This is a genomic window from Acinetobacter sp. ABJ_C4_1 (assembly GCF_044538495.1).
GTDB classification, from domain to species: Bacteria; Pseudomonadota; Gammaproteobacteria; order Pseudomonadales; family Moraxellaceae; genus Acinetobacter; species Acinetobacter nosocomialis_A.
On record NZ_JBIUCQ010000004.1, the window covers coordinates 1 to 19,617 of the forward strand.

Below are 19,617 nucleotides of genomic sequence, written 5' to 3' on the forward strand. Positions count from 1 at the left end.
CTAAAAGTCCATATAAAATATAAATTTCAAATAATAGATTAATAATAAAAAACAGTAAATATTTACTGTTTTTTATTATTTTATATTTTTTAGATTTGGGGTAGTATTTATTTAGTTATTAAAATAAAGCTAATCATAAAGATTGTTTTAATGAGTTGTTCAAATTAAAATAATTTAAAAGCTAAATTATAGAATTTTATCTATTTAATATTAAGAGGCTAACTATTTTATTCTTATATTTTGTTGGTTTATTATTAATTCGACTGTCTATGCAAAATACTTTAAATATTGAATTGAAATTATGCTTAGTGGTTTGCACTAGAAGATAGAAAACAAGCAATTTATCAGAACGCATTAAGCAAAGTGAAAGCAAGAGTCATATAGGAACTTTAAAGAGGTTTTATAATGAAATTTATATTATTTTTATTTACATTATTCCTAATTTCGGGATGCAATGCAGAAAGTTCTAAAATTGCTTATGATCAAAAAAAGCAATGTAAGAATGATCTGATGTTAATAGCATCTAAGAATTTTGATTTTAATGGTATTAATAAGGATGATATAATTTTTGATTTTTCGGAAAAAGATTTTATAAAAATTTTTGTTAAAAGTAAAAGTAGAGTTAATAATGGTGCGACTTTTGGTTGGATAAGAATTGATAGGAAGGATAATAAGTTATATGACATTACATATGATGAAGAAAATAATATTCCAATGAATCTTTTTGATAGAAAAGATTATATAAGAAAATGTCTTTAATTAATTAAATTTTTGTGAGTATATTTGTGTCTAAGAAAATAATTTTATTAATAATTGTATGTTTTAATATTAGTGCTGCTTATGCAGCTAATAATATAGCTGATAAATGCTATATAAAAAATGAGATCGTATCAAATGAGTTAAATAAAGTTAGTGCAGTTCAGTTACCTTTTTCATCAAAAAGTAAGGTGAAAAATATAAATAGTAAAGCTATTTCTAGTTTTTCTAGTAATTTTTTTGAATATATTGATAGAAAAGGTGGTGATGTAACAGAGTCAGGTGTAATTATAAAATTACCAAATATTTGCGATAAAGTCGTATTTATTAGTTATTTTGTAGATGAGGGGGAGAATATTAATTATGCTTTAAATGTATTTAAGAATGGTGCAGGGAAGTCTGTCAATTTTGGAACTGGTTCAGAGTTTTGGATTGATGAAAAATATAATATAAAAGTAAAGTATTATCATGAAAAAAATATTTTTTATAAATACTTTAAAGTAAGTGAGAAGGGTGAGATATTAGAGTCAAAAAAAACCATTCTAAATAAATATAGCAATTAATTATACAACAGATAATAATCTTAAAGAGATGAAACTAGCATGTTCAGTTGACTGATGTAAATTTTAAATTTAAAGGCTAATATTTTTGTAAACTGAGAAAACTGCATGTTTAAATTTTTTTTAATTGGTATGTTAGCTTGGACTAATGCTGCTAATGCTGAGTTTAATATAGAAAATAATCAAGATCAGCCAGTAAATGTCAAATTAGGGTATCGGAGTGTTTTAAATTCTTCCTTTATATATACTGATGTCAGCAAAAATGTAGATTTGAAAAAAAATATCATTACTGTTCCATATGGCGAAGTTACAGTTTTACTAAATCCGGTTTTGAATAATAATAATGAAATAAAAGGAAAGAATTATTACTTTATAAGTTATCAACCTAAAATTCTATTAGGGGAAAGTCAGTATAAACTTCCTTTTGTTATTGCAGATGTTGGAGCAATTGGTACTAGTATTATTTATAATGATAATAATATTTCTATTTTTTCAATTGAAAGTTATACAAATCCTGTGTCCAATAATGATTCAAAAAAATTTAAAAGTGATATATATATATATATATATTTAATAAAAAAATTTAGGAATATATAATCCATCATTTTTATCAATAAATGTTAAATTAAAAAGTTTAAATGATGCTTCAATGAAGTTTACAAAATTATCATCTATAAAATATAATAAAAATGATAAGTCCTATCAAGTGGTATATGATTTTCAGAAAGTAACTGAAGATTTTACTTCAACTGGAAAAGTTAATTATGAGAATTTCCCAATTCAATATTCTTTTTCCTTGATTCCTGATAAAAATAAACCTTTTTTAATTAAAGATATTATTGAAAAGAGAAAGGGTGAGAAAAATATTGTTTCAAAAATTGAAAATAATGATATGTATTCATATTTTTTGAAATAGAGATTATTTTATATAAATTATTTTTACTGCTTTTTAAATAATTGGTAATATTGAAAATATTTTCTTATTAATAAAAGTTAATGCCGAATGACTAAATATCTTAAATTTATAGTTTTTACTGCTTTCATGATTGGATCTATTGAGGCTTTACATGCTGACTTTGGTCTTATTCAAGATAAGGATGGGTATGTGAATGTAAGGGAAAATTCAAGTTTAAGTTCGAAAGTTACATCCAAATTAAATAATAATGAAATTGTTTCTTGTGTGATGGATGAAGAGACTAATAATTTTTGTTTAGTTAATGCAAGTAATGGTGCAACAGGATTTGTCTATAAAAATAGAATAAATAATTTTAGTGGTTACACTTCTATTAAGCTATCTCAATATTCTAGAGAAAAGGTTATCTATAGTGATAAAAATATAATTGTAGAAGTGTATGCAAAAAAAGCTATTTCAGATCCTAAACTGTATAAAACTTTTAAAGGTGAATATAAATATTTTAATGATAAAAAGTTCTTTGGTACTGATGGTACTTTACCTAATAATGATTTTTTACAACTTGATAAAATCATAATTAAGGATAAAGATAAGAAAATAGAAATTGGTAAAAATGATATAGAGCAATACTTTTTTCCTAAAAATGGTATAGATGGTGACAAGAACGAGCTTGCTGATTTTAAAATATATTATTTAAATAATAATATTTATATTTTAAATACTTTTAATAATGGTGGTGCAGCAGCTTACAATATTGTTTTAAATGTAAAAAATGGAAAAGTAGTTGCTAATAAAGCTTGGAAAGTTGAAATTTAAAAATATTTTCTTCCCTCTACAAAAGCCAATTAATTAAAGAAGACCAACAAAAGTTGGGCTTCTTTTACGTCTTTACAATCCCTTCCAAATCTTTGAATTTATAGTTCAATTCATTAATTATGAGTTTGAATACCTTCTTGCACATAATTATGTACATGAGGAAACTGCTAACAAGTATTTTTTAGAAAAATTAAGTGGTACTGAATTTAAGAATACTTTAAACTAAAAACATTGCTTTATATGAGTTTGTAACTATAAGCTTGAATAAATAATTGATTTAAATTCAATAATGTTATGTCGATAAATTGAGTATATTAGATGTCTAGAAGTAAATTATTTTTAATATTAGCTTTATTAATACCAGACCTTTCGCAGGCAAAAAATATTATTCTATATGATGATTCAAATAGTTTTATTTCTCAAGGATATAAAAGTATTAATGAAATTGGTCAATCTGTAAAAATAGATGAAGATTATGAAATTCTAACTAAAGAAAATTCTTTTAATTCTAGTGATGAAAATACTCATTCTTATAGTATTCTTTTGAGGAAAGGAAATAATATATATACTTTGGATAATAATAAAATATATGGTTTGAATCGATATATTATTTCACCATATTTTTCAGATAATAATTTTATTGGTTTTGTGGAATATACGGAAAATGTATTAAGAGGTGATTTTTATATCATAAAGAAATTTTATATTTTTAATAAAAAAGCAAAAGAAATTGCTGTTGTTAAACTAATGGATACAAGTATTTTGCCAAATAAAAAAGGTCAATATGATTATAATTTTCTTGATCAAAATCATATAAAGAAAATTACTGTGGATGATTCTTTAAATATTTATGCTATAAATTCTATATATGTTCAAAACAATCCTACTGTTTGGGGGGTGATGTCAAAAGAATTTAAATCAGGCTATAAAGTTAATGATGGTTTTAAATTTAGATTAACAAAAGATAATAAAATTAAATGTGAGAATTTAAAAGGTTCAACTTTAGAATGCAATGAAGGTTTTATGCAAATTCATCAAATAAAATAGAGCTTTAATATTTTACTTAATTCTTAAATGTGTAATTATATTTAATTTAGAGCCAAATTAACCGGTAAAAATCACTTTTATAGGCCCTTTTAGTAATAAAAGTGCCTATACTATCTTTATTTAGTCGTTAGAAAGCTTGTATAAACAATACTCATATCATAACTTTAAAACCAATTTAATAGCTTTAAATTTTTGATTTTAATATTTTTAATTTTGTTGTTATCACTATTAATTAAGTAGGGCTTTTTGGCACCCATCAAAATAGGTAAGTCATCATCAATATCATCACTGTATGTTGCAAACCAAGGTTGTTTGATATCAACCTTATTCAATCTTCTTACTTTTTCTTCAGACCTGCAATGTATCCCACTTATCCATCCTCCCAATTTGTTTTGTAGAGGAGTACCAATAATTCGTACATCTAGATTGATAGACTCGAGTAAAACATTCGCTAACTTTTCTGGTGCAGCCGTGGCAATAAACACAATTCTTCCATTGGCTAAATGATCTTTAACTTCGGCTATACCTTGCTTAAACCAATATACTGAACTGGAAGTAGTTTCATTGATATTCTTAGAGAAATTTTTAAAGCTGTATTCTAATTCTTCTTCATTCAAGCTATACGTTGCAATCCATAAATACAATGAAGCACCTTTAGATTTATATTTCTTAAATTTCATAAGAGGTAAAGCGATGGGCGTAACAATAAGTGCAGCGATAAATCTAAAAATATTAGATTTCAATTTATCTGTTAACCATGCCTTTGTAGAGTCACCCGATAGTAATGTCCCATCCAAGTCAAAAACAACAATTTCTTTCATATATTTCTCTAGATTTGGTAATTGTGGTAAGAATTAATTTTCAAAAAGAGTATTTTTAATATTTGATTTATAAAACAATAAAATATTTTATTGTATTGTAATTTGGTTATAATAGTTTGACTTGATTATTTATAAGTTAATTAAATGAAAAAATTTTGTTTATTATTGCTGGCTCTTTCTGTTACCACATTTGCAAATGCAGATAAGTGGAATGGTACTTATCATTATTATAGTTCAGAAGAGTTGCCGGGTGGTAATGTTGCGACGATAGAATCGGTTTTAACGCTAACACCCAAAAAGTGTGAGTATTCTGTTGCTGGCTTTCAGGTTGATAAATCTTATATATGTAAAGTGAAAGAGAAAAATAACGAACTATATTTCTTTAAAGTTCAAAGTGGTGAAAAGTTAGGAAAAGTAGTCTTTAAGAAAGGAAAATATTATCTTTATTCCGATGAAGTTTTAGATATCAAAGATAATCTATTTTATAAGGATAAATAATTGATATAGGGTTCTTTATAACCTTTTCTATTTTTTAATATTTAAAAAAAGTAAGAAAAGATTTAAAATTTTATAAAAAAGCCCAACATAAGTTCACTTTTTATATATCTTTACAGTTCATTGTTAACATTTAAGCATATGGCTCGGCATATCTAAGATAAAGGTTTTAATACCTAAGTGATGAAGATGTTGATGGAAGTAGTTATAGGATAGAACATGATTGAAATATTTAAACGAAAGATAACGGAAGTTACAGGATTTAATATGAAAAAGACTTTTATATCAATTTTTTTATTAAGTGGAATTATTTTTAGTTTTAATATATATGCAAATGATGATACTTTTGTAGTTTCTGCAAAATGTAAAGATGAATATAGTTCTAATTGTGACATTGTGAGAACTATAAATAGTAAGAATGAAATAGTTATAAAAGATGTCAAACTTTTAAATATTTCAAAAATAAATAAAAACTTATATAAAGTGAAAACATCTTGTGGATCTCCATGTTTAGTTACGCTTTTCTATAGTCAAAATAAAGAGGATTCCACAGACGAATTTATTACTATTGATAATAAAAATAATTGTTTAATTGAAAGTGATAGTCAGAAAAAAGTCATTTATGCTAGAAAATTGTTTACAAATAAGCCTAGAAAAATTGTCGATTTAAAAACCAAAGAATTTAATGGGTTGTTACAAAGATTTGATTATTATAGTTATTTTAAGGAGGGGAGTTTTTTCTCACCTGATGGTAGTTTAAATTTAATTGCAAATGATTATGGGGAAATATTGGTTAAAAAGAAAATAAAAAATCCTTGTGGTGGTGATAAGAAATAATTTATTTAGTGCCTTTAATTGATAGAAATACTAATTTTCTTTTAGGTCTAGTGTAAGTGTTAAAAAAAGTATCAGAATTAATTTCTGGTTGGAAAATTGAGTCTTTTGATGATTAAGAGATTAGTGTTCATGGTTATAGAGAAAAGCATAAACGTGCTTAAATATTTAAAAAATAAAATTATAAAATTTTACCTTTTTTATATTACGAAGCTAACTATATTCGCTCTTACCTTTTGTGGATTTATTATTGGATCGATCATCTATGCAAAAGATGCATTTAATGTTGAATTGAAATGTAAAGGGCATGATCAAGAATATTGTGTTGTTGTAAAAAACGCTGATAATAAAACTAATTTTATTTTAAGAGACATGAGATACCCGGAGGTTGATAAAGTAAATGAAAATATTTTTCATGCTTATGGTAGTTGTGGCTCACCATGTCAATATCACTTTTTTATAAGTAAAACACAGGAAGATCAGACTAAAGAGTTTATTACTTTAGATAAAAATAATAATTGCCTAGTTGAAAGTGACTCTAAACGAAATCTTATTTATGCTAGAAAATTGTTTAATAAAAATAAAAAAATGATCGTTGATTTGAAAAACAAAGAATTTAATAATGTTCCAATCGATGTTGCTATATATAACTCATTTCAAGAAAGATCATATTTTGATGATCAAGGACAGCTACATTTAGTAGCAATGTTAGCAGATGTTGATAAAAATGGTGATAGTTTATACTTTAATAAAATAATCAAGAAAGCTTGTGAATAATAAAATGATTGATTGTGGAGGGTAAAATGTTTTAGCTAACTTGAATGCTATCTAAAAATATTATTTGATTTCTAAAATATAAGATAAGCTTGAATGTAAGATAGTAGTAAATTTTTTTGAAAATTTTAGAATAAAGGTCTAAGTTAATAATGAAATTATTAAAGATAGCAGTAATGATATATCTTTTATTAAATAGCATAAATTTATATGCAGAAAGTGCGAAAGAATGTATGAAGTATTGGAGTAAACCAGCAGTACAAGTGAGTGTGCTGCCAGACGTCCAATGTTCTGATGTCTGGGATGATAGTTTTAGCCTAGAAAATAAAAAACTAGTAAAACAAATAGGATTTAATCTAAAAGATAAAAATTGGATTTCTACTGGTTCATGTAGCCATATCCAGTATAAAACTAAAGACTATTATATTTATTGGGCTGATATGAAAAATAATAAAACTGATCTTATTATGATTTATAGTCCTAATAATTCATTTGCTTACTCAAGAGCATTAGATCAAAAAAAAATTAAAGAAGGATTCAAAATAGAGGACTCTGTCGACGTAAATTTGTCTTGCGGTAAAATAGGGGAAGATATAAATATTATATCTGTCTTAAATGGATATTTACATAAGGAAACATCGATTAAGAATATTTCTAAATATAAAATTTATGACAGATTTAAATGATTGTAAACTATACAATTTAGAAGAAGCCCAACAAAAGTTGGGCTTTTTTTAAGTCTCTACAATTCCTTCTAAATCTTCGAGCTTATAGTTCGGAATATCAATAATATGGGTTTGAATACCGTCTTGCACATAATCATTCACATGAGGATATAACCAGCGAGTAATCTGTTCGGCTACACTTGAGTGATACTGAATTTCAAAATGGTTTAAGCCATAAAACACTGCTTTATGTGAGTCTGGAACTTTAAGTTGAAAACGTGGATTTGGATGTTCGCCCAGTGCGCTTTTTACACTGACTAAGTAATCGCCAATCACAGTAAGTGCTTTATTACGCACTTTTTCAAACTCGAGTGTTCCTGCCACTAAAAAGGTATTGATATGCGAAGGTAGAGGAGCTGGAGCACGGTTGTCATCCATCATGCCGATACGGGCATCCATATATTCCCAGTCGTCGTCACGAACGCTGCCGTGGCGCAAGTCTAAAATTCCATTACTACGGATATTAACTAACTGACCCAGTAACCCAACAAATGGGAATGCCCCGAGCTTATCTTGTATAGCAAAGCCAAAGCGCTCAAGTACTGCACCATGGTGCGGAGAACCAATACAGACTAGGTTCTCGACCATATGAATCCATTGGTACATATTCTGTTTGCCGTAAAACAGCGCGCTACGAGAAACCAGCCCACCCATACTATGACCAATGATATCAATACTGGTAATTCTTGGATTACGTTGTACCAAATCTTCTAATAAGTTAGAGAAACTGCGGCCATTGGCTGAAATGCGGCGACCTGTGTTGTAGTTTAAATACAGCATAGTGTTGTGGTCACGCTGTGCTAACAGACGCTCACCAATGCCGCCATAGTGTGCATTTGACCAAGTCAGATGGTTCATACACAAACCATGAACTAAAATTACGATACGGCCTGCAAGTTCGCCTTGCTGGATTGCACCGTAGTGGTCGTATAGCACCATTGGCAAGGCAAGGGGACTATGTTGTTTAAGTAAATAGTCTCCGAAAATACCATTTAAAATGCCCACCAAAAAATGAAGACTTGGTGTTAATGGCTTTTCATGAAGGGTCGGGAATTTTTCAATAATACGACGTAAACCGGGCGCTAAAAAATAACGTCCATACTTTTGTAAGGCACCATAAGAAAACTGATATACCTTTTGCACAGAAGGGCGTTTTTGAAAATTATTAGCATTTTGGGCACTAATACCAAAAGCATTTTTTAACACTTCAATATTAATGACTTGTATTAATTCATGTACACCATTTAAGCTGGTGCTGAACAGTTGAGCTAAACCTTCTAGTACGTCGGCCTGACTCGGTGGCGTACGATCCCATTTACAATAAGTTTCATGTAACGGTGTTAAGCTCGGCATATCTTTTCCCCATTTACGTTATAACCGACGTTTTAAGCTGTACTTTTTATGAACGGCAGCTAACGTTTCCATCTTAGTAGTTTAAATAACACATGTTTTTAAAATACTGATGAATGGTAAGTTGAGTCGTTTTTCTTGTCTGACAATAGTGTTTTTATATACAAACTGAGAACAAAAATGTGAGTTTATTCTCAATTTAAGAGGGAAATATATGAATATTATCTACCTCCATGGCTTTAATAGCAGCTCTTCTTCGATTAAAGGGCTGAGCCTTAAGCAGTATTGTAGCGAATTGGGCATAAATGTGCATTTGCCAGATTTAAATAGATCTCCAGATCAGGTCGTAGCGCAAGTTTCAGAGCTGATAGAGTCTTTACATGATGTGGCTTTAGTCGGCAGTAGCCTTGGCGGGTTTTTTGCGACATATTTTGTCGCGAAATATAATGTTCCGGCTGTACTGATTAACCCTGCTATGCAACCATGGAAGCTGTTTGATGAGCTCTTCCAAGTTGAAAGCATGCCTTATAAGGTAAATGATCAATGGTCAATTGATCATGTTCAGTTACGACAGTTAGAACAACTGGAACTGAAACAACCTGAAAATGCTGACAAAATACTCGTCTTATTGCAACAAGGCGACGAAATTTTGGATTATCGTCAAGCACAACGCTATTATAGTGCTGCAACACCATCCTCATTGATTTTGACGGATGCTCATGGCAATCATGCCATGGAAGATTTTGAAGAAAAATTACCCTTAGTGATCGAATTCTTTGCGCACACCATCAAATAAGGAAAACGTACAACGTGACACAATATACGGCTCAATCGCTTGAAGTTCTTTCTGGTTTAGACCCTGTTCGTCGTCGTCCGGGGATGTATACCGACACTTCTCGTCCAAACCATTTAGCCCAAGAAGTTATTGATAATGCTGTCGATGAAGCATTAGCTGGTCATGCCGACAAAATCTGTGTCACGGTTTATAAAGATGGTTCATTATCTGTTGAAGATAACGGCCGTGGTATGCCAGTCGATATTCACCCTGAATATGGCCAAAGTGGTATCGAAATCATTTTAACCAAGCTGCATGCTGGCGGTAAATTCAGTACCGATAACTATCAGTTCTCAGGTGGTTTGCATGGTGTGGGGATTTCGGTTGTAAACGCTTTATCAACACGTGTTGAGGTCGAAGTTCAGCGTCAGGGTAATTTATACCAGATGGCCTTTGAGCAAGGTGAACCTATTGCGCCTTTGGCAGTGCTAGAAGGCAAAGCACCAAAACGCGCGACTGGTACAACGGTACGTTTCTGGCCTGAAGCTAAATATTTTGATAGTCCAAAATTTGCGTTAAAAGCACTCAAACATAATTTAAAAGCGAAAGCTGTTTTAGCAGCTGGTTTAAAAATTACTTATATCGATCAAATTAACGATGAAAAAATCGAATGGCAGTTTGAAAATGGTCTCGTCGATTATTTGATGGATGAATTGCAAGACCGTGAAATTTTGCCAAACCCTGCATTTGTAAGTAGTGGACAAGCAGACCGCGCAGCCTGTGAGTTTGCGATTTGCTGGAATGTAGAAGGCGGTGAGCAGGTTCAAGAAAGTTACGTCAACTTGATTCCAACTGCACAAGGCGGTACTCATGTAAACGGTTTACGTTCAGGTGTTACCGAGGCGTTACGCGAGTTCTGTGAGTTACGTAACTTGTTACCTCGTAATCTTAAACTTTCGGCAGAAGATGTTTGGGATGGCGTGAACTATATCTTGTCGCTTAAGTTCCAAGAGCCACAATTCTCTGGTCAAACCAAAGAGCGTCTTTCGAGTCGTGAAGCATCCAATATTGTTTTAAATATTGCTAAAGATGCCTTTGCACTCTGGCTAAATCAGCATGCTGAAATTGCTATGCAATTGGCAGAAATGGCGATTTCTAAAGCAGGTCGTCGTTTAAAAGCTGCGAAAAAGGTTGAGCGTAAAAAGATTGTTTCTGGCCCAGCTTTACCGGGTAAGTTGGCAGACTGTGTCGGCCAAACGCGTGAAGAAAGTGAGCTATTCATTGTCGAGGGTGACTCGGCGGGTGGTAGTGCCAAGCAGGCGCGTGATAAAAACTTTCAGGCCATCATGCCAATTCGTGGAAAAATCTTAAATACATGGGAAGTTTCTTCAGATGAAGTGTTGGCTTCTCAGGAAGTTCACGACATTGCGATTGCGATTGGTGTTGATCCGGGCAGTGATGATTTGTCAGAACTACGTTATGGCAAAATCTGTATTTTGGCCGATGCCGACTCGGATGGTTTACACATTGCCACTTTGCTTTGTGCTTTATTCGTTAAACACTTTCCTGCTTTGGTCGAAGAAGGTCATTTATTTGTAGCAATGCCACCATTGTTCCGTATCGACATTGGTAAAGATGTTTATTACGCGCTTGATGATGATGAGCTTGAAGCCATTTTGAAAAATGTTAAAGGCAATCGTAATCCGCAAATTACCCGATTCAAAGGATTGGGTGAAATGAACGCGATTCAGCTTCGTGAAACAACGATGGATCCAAACACTCGTCGTTTGGTACAGCTTGATTTAGATGATGTACATCTAACAGCAGGTTTGCTCGATAAATTGCTTGCAAAAAAACGCTCGGCAGATCGTAAGCAGTGGCTTGAGCAGAAAGGTAACTTAGCTGATATCACGGTTTAAAAAGAATTAAAAAAATCCCCGCTCAATAGGCGGGGATTTTTTATATAAACCTAAATTTTAGGTAATCATTATAACAGTTGCTGCTATTGGTATTTCGGCCATTAAATTAAAAATAGACAGATCTGTATATTTTAATTTAAGTCGTAATTTTTATAGCCTGTGGAAATTGAAAAACATCGCAATTTGCACCGCCTCCAATTCGATCTACTACCGCGAAATCACTCGGCGCTTCAAAGGTAAGCAAAGGATGATGCCATGTACCTGCCCGATAATTAATACTTTGCTTTCCATTCGAGACGAAAGCACAGAGCTTGGAAATGTCGGGAGTATTCTCGTCTAAAGCAGGCGCTACAATAATTAAAAACTTTTGTTGCTGTAATGGAATAAATGCCTGAGAGCCTTTCGGATGACGCTCTAGCATTGAGATTTCCAGAGGTAATACGCTGGCCTTAATATTACGGAAAATACTGATCCCTGCTTTTGCTTCGCCCTCAATTTCGGTTTCAACGAGCGCATGGTAGCGCTCGGTATGGGCATCATTAATATGAAAAAAATCATGCCCATCACAACAAATGACTTCTCCGAAGGGCTGAAAGTTCTCAATGGTCAAGGGCTGAATTTGAACAGTATTCATGATCATGATTTAGCAATTTTCCCCCATAAACGAACACGGCTAATACCACCGTCTGGAATCATATTAATGCGAATATGAGAGATCTTTTCATGCTGTAAAATCTCATTCACATATTCATGAATATGGTCCATTTGCATTGGTTGAGCTTCAAGTAAGTAAGACCAAAACATACTTTGTGGAATTAACTGTGCATCGGTTGCATTTTCGAGGTAAACCGCTTGTATAGATACTTGTGCAGGGAAGTTCCCTTTAAAATGAGCGGTATCAATTTCAAGCTTTTCAATTTTTCCGCTTTTACCCAACGCAAGAATACACCAGTCATAACCCGGTGCGCGGCGGCGTTTGGTTTCCCAACCATCGCCCATGTTGACACCACGACCGGGGTTAATCAAATTACGTGGATGTCCAAAATGCGCATCGCTATAGGCAATTACGCGACCACCATTTTCTAAGGCCAATAAATCGAGAGTTTGCTCACTATCAGTCACCTGAATATGAACATCCCCATAAACACGCAAACGAGCAACACCACCATCTGGGAAAATATTGAGGCGTATATGGGTGAAAAGTGCATCATTATTGACCATAAAAATATGATGCTGACTTGGGCCGAGTTCAGTATTACTTAAAACATTTTCCCATTTTGCCCCTGTAAGGTCACCATTTGGTGCATAACACGCTTCTAATGAGGCAGATGCAGGATAATTTCCTGTAAAAAAGCTGGTATCGATATCAAGTGCAGTGATTTTTCCACTCACTCCGAGCTTCACAATACACCAGTCATAGCCCGCATGACGCTTACGGCGGGTCTCCCAACCGTCCATCCATTTACCGTTATCATCAAATTTATCTTCAACAAAAATAGGTGCTTCAAATTGCAGCATACGCTTTGCTTCTGCAAAGAAATCATCTGAACAGTCAATGACTTGTGCACCAATTCGGGCATCTGCCAAATTGGTTTTGGTATTCAAAATCTCAGGAAGTTCAAAAGCTGGAGCATGCAATGTTGCCATAGTGGAGTATCCGTATTTCTTGTTAAAAACATGATTTTTCATTTAAAACTGCGCTGTCACAGAGCGTGCCGAGACGAGTTCTACATTTAAATATATAAGCATGGTGCATGCCAGATTTGTGGAAAAGCTAAATAAATTTTGAACGATGGCATGTTTTTAGCATAAGCACCCTATAGGTGAATATCTATAGGAGCGTGTTATGAATGTGGTGATTATTGGTGCGGGAATGGGAGGTCTAACCACAGGCATTGCATTAAAGAAATTTGGTCACCAAGTTCGCATTTTTGAGCAAACTGAAAAGATTCTTCCTGTTGGCGCGGCAATTTCGCTATGGTCGAATGGTGTGAAATGCCTGAACTATCTGGGATTAACCGAGAAAATCGCCAAACTTGGTGGACAAATGGATGACTTGGCCTATGTTGATGGCTTAACTGGCGACGTGATGACACAATTCAGTTTACTGCCATTAATCGAAGAAGTAGGCCAAAGACCTTATCCTGTTGCACGTGCCGATTTACAAAATATGCTGATGGATGAGTTTGGACGAGACCAGATTTATCTAGGCAAAAAAATGGTAAGCCTTGAAGACAAGACCGATTATGTCGAGGTGCGTTTTGCAGATGGTAGTTCAACGCAGGCTGACTTATTAATTGGGGCGGATGGTACTCACTCACTAACCCGCACCTATGTGTTGGGGCAGCAAGTACAGCGCCGTTATGCGGGTTATGTGAACTGGAATGGTTTGGTTGAAATCTCTGAAGATTTAGCGCCAGCTCAGCAATGGACGACTTATGTAGGAGAAGGTAAGCGTGCATCACTTATGCCCGTCGCAAATGGTAAGTTTTACTTCTTTTTAGATGTGCCTTTGCCAGCAGGATTAGACAATAATCGAGATGAATATAAAAAACTTTTAAAACAATATTTTGCTGATTGGTGTCAGCCTGTACAGCAACTCATTGAGCGCTTAGACCCACAAAAGACCAATCGGGTAGAAATACATGATATTGAACCATTTGCCCAATTTTATAAGGGTCGCGTGGTGATTTTAGGCGATGCTGCACACAGCACCACACCTGATATTGGACAAGGTGGCTGCCAAGCCATGGAAGATGCGATTTATTTAGCGCGTTCTTTGCAAATTAATACTTTGGGTTTAGAGGATGCTTTACGTCGCTATCAAAACAAACGTAATGAACGTGCCAATGAATTGGTGCTTCGTGCCCGTAAACGCTGTGATGTGACCCATATGAAAGATGAAACGGTTACACAAGCTTGGTATGCGGAATTACGCCGTGAACAAGGTGGACATATTATGCAGGGGATTATTAGTAATATTGTTGGTAATCCACTCGACTAAAACAAAAACAGCAAGGCGTTTTTCCTTGCTGTTTTATGCTTCTAAATAAAGATTTTAGAAGTGATATTTAACCAAAGCACTGACGTTATTTTCGTCTCGGCCTTGTAAACCAAATTTATTATTCCACACAGAGTGCTCAATACCGAGGTATAGGCGTGTGTCAGGAGAAATGTGTTTACCTACATTCCATTTCCATTGAGTTGTCCAGTTTAACTCGCTGGCATGGTCGCCTTCAGCAGTTGACCAATCTAGGAAGCCATCAACCAAGAATTCTTCAGATGCAATATTAAATGGAATACCATAAACGAACGTCATTTGATAATCGTCGTCAGTTTTCTCATTGTTTGCACGGTAGAAGTTTAAATTCGCATATTTAAAATATGGAATATCTAAATCAACAGCAAAACCATATAAGAAGTTATCGAAGTTATTGCCGTTTTCGCTGTTACTTTCCCAAGTGGTACTAATGAGCACATCTTTAATTGGGCCATACGCCAATTTTTTGCCAGATACTTCGCCCAAGCTTAAACGTGGTGATAACTCAAAATATGTACTTTTGTGATCATCTTCACCGCGCATGCGGTCCATAAAGAAAAACACATCAGCATATTTAACTTTTGCTGCATATTCCAAAGTAATAGTGGTTTCTTTTGCGTCTACAACTTCATAGTTTTCACCATAAAGACCAGTCACGCTAAAATCTTGCCAAATTGGTTTTGCCTGAACCATGGCAGTTGCAGATAACAAGGCACAAGTAGCCGCAAGTTGCTTTAATTGCATTTAAATGATCTCCCCCCAAATAAAGCACGCTAAGGATACAGGGTCTTAAGCAAAAATGAAGCCAAATTTGATCAACGGTTAAAAAAAGTCCCACCGAAGTGGGGCGCTAAAAACTAATTTATTAATGTGTATTTCTCGTGTTTATAGTTTGGCTTAAATGCGGGGTAGATGAGCTACGAAATGAAGGTAAATGATTAAATAATAAATTCAATAAGATAGCAAAGATACAAGTTGAACTAATACCTGAATGGAACAAAGTTTGTACCCAAGCTGGAAAATGTGCATAAAACTCATGGTTAATAATTGGGATCATTCCTGCCGATAAAGCAGTCGCGACAATAATCAAATTTTTCTGATCGTTATAATTAATTTTTGCCAAAGTGCGGATTCCGCTTGCCGCAACCGACCCAAACAAGACCAGACCTGCACCACCAAGTACAGGCATAGGAATTGCGGCAATGAGGCGACCCATAACAGGCAATAGTCCCAAAATAATCAGAATGACACCACCTGCTGCCACAACAAATCGGCTTTTGATACCTGTAATTGCTACTAGCCCTACATTTTGTGCAAAAGCACTTTGCATGAATGAACCAAAGATCGGTGCCATAGCACTTGAGAACATATCTGCACGAACACCATTGGCGATACGTTTTGAATCGACTTCAGTTCCTACAATGTCTCCTACAGCAATAATATCGGCTGTGGTTTCCGTCATAATCACTAAGGTCACAATCAACATTGATAAAATGGCACTCAGTTCAAATGTAGGGAAACCAAATGCAAATAAATGTGGAAATTGCAGCCATGCACCTGAGCTGACCTGACTGAAGTCACCAAAACCCATGAAGTAGGCCAATATAGTGCCAGCCACGATCGCTAATAGTATAGATAAACGACGAATACTGGCTTGTGGCAGCATGTTTAAAACAATCACAATGCCTAAGGTCAGCAAAGCTAAAGAGATATTCTCGACGCTTCCCCAATTCGGTGCTTTATCGTTGCCACCCATCATCCAGCGAATCGCAACGGGTAACAACGATAGCCCAATAATCGTGATAACGCATCCCGTCACAACAGGTGGGAAAAAACGAATGATTTTTGAAAAGTAGGGTGCAAGGCAAAGTCCAATTAGAGAAGCTACAATCACCGCGCCATAGACAGCAGGCAAACCACCGCCCGTGGTGATAATGGCCACCATAGTTGCCACACCCGCAAAAGACACACCCTGTACCAGAGGTAATTTTGCACCTAGATATTTGGTTCCGATGGTCTGTATGAGTGTTGCCAATCCACCTACAAATAGGGCGGCTGCAATTAGCATTCCCACTTGTGCCGAGCTTAAACCAGCAGCTGTTCCGATAATGAGGGGCGGAGCCACAATGCCACCATACATGGTCAGCACATGCTGCAAACCGTAAGCAAAACTTTTCGAAATTCCTAAATATTCATGCTCTGGAGAAATCGCATTCTTTTGTCGATGATTCATATTTTTCTCCTATTTTATTTCAGTTAGCTACCGCGATAAGTGGAGTAAGCAAACGGACTAATGAGTAATGGAATGTGGTAATGCTGATTGATGTCTTCTATGAAAAATTGAATACAAACACGTGGGAAAAAAGTTTTGACTTGCTGCAATGAAAAATAAGGCGCAACTTCAAATTCAAGTTGATAAGCACCTTCACCTAAGTTTTTTATTCCAAAATCACCTACGCGCCCATCTTGATTGGTAATTGCGGTCGCAATTAGTTCATGAGTTGCTGCATGAAACAATTTCACTTCTACCTGTGCAGCGGGTTTACCTAAATTTGTATCTAAAATATGAGTGCTGATCATGCGTGTACTTCCTGAGATAGACGTAATAGAGCAATTGCTGCGAGTTGCTCATGTACAATGACTTTTTCTATAGCTAAGTTGTTTTGAAGACGTTGATTAAGTTTTTTTAAAATCTCGTTGCTACTAAGGCCCGCTGCTTTAATTAAAAAAATAAAGCCAAACTTCTGTTCATAATCGAGATTACCTTGTAGCAGAGCTTGTTGTGTTTGCTCATCTAAGGAAATGCCAGCTTGCTCTTGAGCTGAAAAATTTTGTTCTTTTGCATTAAGCTGTTTTTTTGCCTGTCGTTCCCCAATTTTTGGATGGGTTGCTAAAGCTGTTTGTATTTCTTGCCATGACCACGTGTGGCTTAATTGTTCAGCATGCCCTAAAAGAACTGAGGTCGATGAGTAGGGCCGTTCTGAAATAATTTTTTCAGCCCAAGCAGGAATATGGACGCAGTTGTTTAACAGAGTCTTGAGTTGGTCGGGTGGGGCTTGATTAAACTCGGCTAAAAACACTGTTATTCCTAAACTCATTGTTGTTGATATAGAGTTTTAGCAATAACAGTGCCAAGAGTGGTTAATATTTCGCTAATGAATTTGCAAAATTAATAACCAACTATCGAGTTATGTGATTTTTATACCAATGTTCGGCAATATCCTGACGACGACATACCCAGACCCGATCATGCATTTCAATATAGTCGAGGAATCTTTGTAAGGCTTTAAAACGACCCGGACGCCCTAAAATACGGCAGTGCATTCCAATCGACATCATTTTTGGTGCAGTTTCACCTTCTGCATACAACACATCAAAACTATCTTTTAAATATTGAAAAAACTGTTCTGAACTATTAAATCCACCCGGTGAACAGAATTTCATATCGTTGCATTCGAGCGTATAAGGAATAATCAAGTGAGGACGTGATGCACCAGCCGCATTGGTCAGCGTTGTCCAAAAAGGCAGGTCATCGCCATAATAATCTGAGTCATATTGTATTTGTGGGAACTCTGCGAGTAACTGACGGGTATTGGGACTATCGCGCCCGGTGTACCAACCTATGGTTTTATTTTCAAACAAGTTTTCTAAAACTGATAAGGCTTGTTTCATGTGCTGTTTTTCGACTTCAATGTCGGTGTCTTGATAGTGAAGCCATCGGTAGCCATGAGAAACCACATCATAATCAGCTTGCTTAATCGCTTCGACAATATATGGGTTGCGAGCCAGCGCCATAGCAACGCCGAAAATAGTCATTGGGAGCTTGCGCCGTTGGAACTCACTATGGATGCGCCAAAAACCAGCACGTGAACCATATTCGTACATAGAGTCCATCGACATATGCTTGGCTGGATAGCTTACAGCTCCAATAATCTCCGATAAAAACTGCTCCGAACCCTCATCGCCATGCTCAATATGCTTTTCGCCACCTTCTTCATAATTCAGCACAAATTGCACGGCAACCTTAGCATTGTTAGGCCATTTCACCTGTGGAGGCTGACCGTGATAACCGATTAAATCACGTGGATAAGGAGACTTCTGAATCTGCTCAATGAGTTCTGCTCCATATAGATAAGATTCGGTCACAATTGCTCTCCTTTTGTTCAATTTTTCATAAAAATTTAAAAAATCAGCTTGCATATTTTTATAGATGGACTGATATTGAAGGTATGAAGATCTTCAAAATAAATTAAAAGCAGTACGTTTAAGTCAGGAGATAACAAACCATTACACCATCAAAATGTACAATTGAAGTCAGTTCATGCATGCTTAAAACATGCCAACATAAAAAAGTTTTGCATAGAAAAGATCCACAGTAAGAAAGAGAGGATGGTATTTATGAATATTGAAATCCGCACAGATAAAAACATCCATAATAGTGAACGTTTAATTACTTATGTACGTGCAGAACTTACTCAAGAATTCCAACGTCATAGCGAACGTATTACGCATTTCTCGGTTCATTTTAGTGATGAAAATGGGGACAAAGGTGGCGATAAAGATATCCACTGTATGATCGAAGCACGTCCTGCTGGCTTGAAACCAGTTGCAGTGCACCATAAAGCAGGAAATATTGATGCCTCAATTCATGGCGCGATTGAAAAATTAAAACGTAGTCTTGAACATACCTTTGAGAAAAAAGAGCACCCGAGAGGTGGTCAACCAGAACTCATTGATGATGAAGCTTAAAAAAATGCTAAAAAGCCCTTCGGGGCTTTTTTTTATGTAGCAT

At 34.6% G+C, this 19,617-nt stretch carries 21 protein-coding genes and 1 pseudogene; 13 read left to right on the forward strand and 9 right to left on the reverse strand.

Annotated elements, in window-relative coordinates; all coding sequences use genetic code 11:
* Positions 1 to 405 precede the first annotated feature (405 nt).
* From ACIF8R_RS06885 to ACIF8R_RS06905, 5 genes and pseudogenes are all read left to right on the forward strand, one after another.
* Positions 406 to 759, forward strand: coding sequence for a hypothetical protein (locus tag ACIF8R_RS06885; protein WP_396479876.1), 354 nt, complete (start codon positions 406 to 408; stop codon positions 757 to 759).
* 26 nt (positions 760 to 785) lie between these two features.
* Entirely contained in the window at positions 786 to 1,319 is a 534-nt protein-coding gene (locus ACIF8R_RS06890; protein WP_396479878.1) for a hypothetical protein, read from the forward strand.
* Between the two features lie 105 nt (positions 1,320 to 1,424).
* A pseudogene (locus tag ACIF8R_RS06895) lies at positions 1,425 to 2,232 on the forward strand (hypothetical protein).
* Positions 2,233 to 2,319: 87 nt separating this feature from the next.
* Entirely contained in the window at positions 2,320 to 3,045 is a 726-nt protein-coding gene (locus tag ACIF8R_RS06900) for an SH3 domain-containing protein (protein WP_396479880.1), read from the forward strand.
* Between the two features lie 318 nt (positions 3,046 to 3,363).
* Positions 3,364 to 4,092, forward strand: coding sequence for an RND transporter (locus tag ACIF8R_RS06905; protein ID WP_240061798.1), 729 nt, complete (start codon positions 3,364 to 3,366; stop codon positions 4,090 to 4,092).
* A 164-nt stretch (positions 4,093 to 4,256) separates the two neighbouring features.
* Here the strand turns inward: ACIF8R_RS06905 and ACIF8R_RS06910 are convergent, their stop codons facing one another.
* Positions 4,257 to 4,913, reverse strand: coding sequence for a haloacid dehalogenase-like hydrolase (locus tag ACIF8R_RS06910; RefSeq protein WP_174742449.1), 657 nt, complete (start codon positions 4,911 to 4,913; stop codon positions 4,257 to 4,259).
* Between the two features lie 144 nt (positions 4,914 to 5,057).
* On the opposite strand from ACIF8R_RS06910, the gene ACIF8R_RS06915 reads away from it, so the two are divergent.
* The 4 genes from ACIF8R_RS06915 (at position 5,058) to ACIF8R_RS06930 (ending at position 7,702) form a co-directional block, all read left to right on the forward strand.
* The gene (locus ACIF8R_RS06915) at positions 5,058 to 5,411 is read left to right on the forward strand and encodes a DUF5991 domain-containing protein (protein WP_396479883.1); all 354 of its coding nucleotides are present in this window, start codon (positions 5,058 to 5,060) and stop codon (positions 5,409 to 5,411) included.
* A 216-nt stretch (positions 5,412 to 5,627) separates the two neighbouring features.
* Positions 5,628 to 6,245, forward strand: coding sequence for a hypothetical protein (locus ACIF8R_RS06920; protein WP_396479885.1), 618 nt, complete (start codon positions 5,628 to 5,630; stop codon positions 6,243 to 6,245).
* 129 nt (positions 6,246 to 6,374) lie between these two features.
* Positions 6,375 to 7,019: a hypothetical protein gene (locus ACIF8R_RS06925; RefSeq protein ID WP_396479887.1), complete on the forward strand. Its 645-nt coding sequence runs from the start codon at positions 6,375 to 6,377 to the stop codon at positions 7,017 to 7,019.
* A gap of 149 nt (positions 7,020 to 7,168) precedes the next feature.
* A complete protein-coding gene (locus ACIF8R_RS06930; RefSeq protein ID WP_000770991.1) occupies positions 7,169 to 7,702 on the forward strand; it encodes a hypothetical protein in 534 nt (177 codons plus the stop codon).
* Positions 7,703 to 7,750: 48 nt separating this feature from the next.
* Here ACIF8R_RS06930 and ACIF8R_RS06935 read toward each other — a convergent pair whose 3' ends face one another.
* Positions 7,751 to 9,094 carry an alpha/beta fold hydrolase gene (locus tag ACIF8R_RS06935; protein ID WP_396479889.1) on the reverse strand — a complete coding sequence of 448 codons (1,344 nt, stop codon included), beginning with the start codon at positions 9,092 to 9,094 and terminating at the stop codon, positions 7,751 to 7,753.
* Positions 9,095 to 9,305: 211 nt separating this feature from the next.
* On the opposite strand from ACIF8R_RS06935, the gene ACIF8R_RS06940 reads away from it, so the two are divergent.
* Together ACIF8R_RS06940 and parE are read left to right on the forward strand one after the other, a co-directional pair.
* A complete protein-coding gene (locus ACIF8R_RS06940; RefSeq protein ID WP_396479891.1) occupies positions 9,306 to 9,887 on the forward strand; it encodes a YqiA/YcfP family alpha/beta fold hydrolase in 582 nt (193 codons plus the stop codon).
* 14 nt (positions 9,888 to 9,901) lie between these two features.
* Positions 9,902 to 11,785, forward strand: coding sequence for a DNA topoisomerase IV subunit B (gene parE / locus ACIF8R_RS06945; protein WP_304591337.1), 1,884 nt, complete (start codon positions 9,902 to 9,904; stop codon positions 11,783 to 11,785).
* A gap of 136 nt (positions 11,786 to 11,921) precedes the next feature.
* Here parE and ACIF8R_RS06950 read toward each other — a convergent pair whose 3' ends face one another.
* Both ACIF8R_RS06950 and alc read right to left on the reverse strand, forming a co-directional pair.
* Entirely contained in the window at positions 11,922 to 12,425 is a 504-nt protein-coding gene (locus tag ACIF8R_RS06950) for an ureidoglycolate lyase (RefSeq protein ID WP_396479894.1), read from the reverse strand.
* Positions 12,422 to 13,432 carry an allantoicase gene (alc, locus tag ACIF8R_RS06955; RefSeq protein ID WP_396479896.1) on the reverse strand — a complete coding sequence of 337 codons (1,011 nt, stop codon included), beginning with the start codon at positions 13,430 to 13,432 and terminating at the stop codon, positions 12,422 to 12,424. The genes ACIF8R_RS06950 and alc overlap by 4 nt, the downstream gene beginning before the upstream one ends.
* A gap of 199 nt (positions 13,433 to 13,631) precedes the next feature.
* Here alc and hpxO point away from each other — a divergent pair, with 199 nt between their 5' ends.
* A complete protein-coding gene (gene hpxO / locus ACIF8R_RS06960) occupies positions 13,632 to 14,789 on the forward strand; it encodes an FAD-dependent urate hydroxylase HpxO (RefSeq protein ID WP_396479898.1) in 1,158 nt (385 codons plus the stop codon).
* A 54-nt stretch (positions 14,790 to 14,843) separates the two neighbouring features.
* On the opposite strand, the gene ACIF8R_RS06965 is transcribed toward hpxO, so the two are convergent.
* From ACIF8R_RS06965 to puuE, 5 genes are all read right to left on the reverse strand, one after another.
* A complete protein-coding gene (locus tag ACIF8R_RS06965; RefSeq protein WP_263614839.1) occupies positions 14,844 to 15,569 on the reverse strand; it encodes an outer membrane protein OmpK in 726 nt (241 codons plus the stop codon).
* Positions 15,570 to 15,690: 121 nt separating this feature from the next.
* Positions 15,691 to 17,058, reverse strand: a complete 1,368-nt coding sequence (locus ACIF8R_RS06970) for a nucleobase:cation symporter-2 family protein (protein ID WP_396479900.1) — start codon at positions 17,056 to 17,058, stop codon at positions 15,691 to 15,693.
* A 23-nt stretch (positions 17,059 to 17,081) separates the two neighbouring features.
* Complete coding sequence (gene uraH / locus ACIF8R_RS06975; protein WP_396479902.1) at positions 17,082 to 17,405, reverse strand: hydroxyisourate hydrolase; 324 nt, start codon at positions 17,403 to 17,405, stop codon at positions 17,082 to 17,084.
* Complete coding sequence (gene uraD, locus ACIF8R_RS06980; protein ID WP_009505325.1) at positions 17,402 to 17,905, reverse strand: 2-oxo-4-hydroxy-4-carboxy-5-ureidoimidazoline decarboxylase; 504 nt, start codon at positions 17,903 to 17,905, stop codon at positions 17,402 to 17,404. The genes uraH and uraD overlap by 4 nt, the downstream gene beginning before the upstream one ends.
* A gap of 100 nt (positions 17,906 to 18,005) precedes the next feature.
* Positions 18,006 to 18,971 carry an allantoinase PuuE gene (puuE, locus tag ACIF8R_RS06985; RefSeq protein ID WP_396479904.1) on the reverse strand — a complete coding sequence of 322 codons (966 nt, stop codon included), beginning with the start codon at positions 18,969 to 18,971 and terminating at the stop codon, positions 18,006 to 18,008.
* Between the two features lie 252 nt (positions 18,972 to 19,223).
* Between puuE and ACIF8R_RS06990 the strand changes: the two genes are divergently transcribed.
* Entirely contained in the window at positions 19,224 to 19,574 is a 351-nt protein-coding gene (locus tag ACIF8R_RS06990) for an HPF/RaiA family ribosome-associated protein (protein ID WP_263614835.1), read from the forward strand.
* The last annotated feature ends 43 nt before the right edge of the window (positions 19,575 to 19,617 follow it).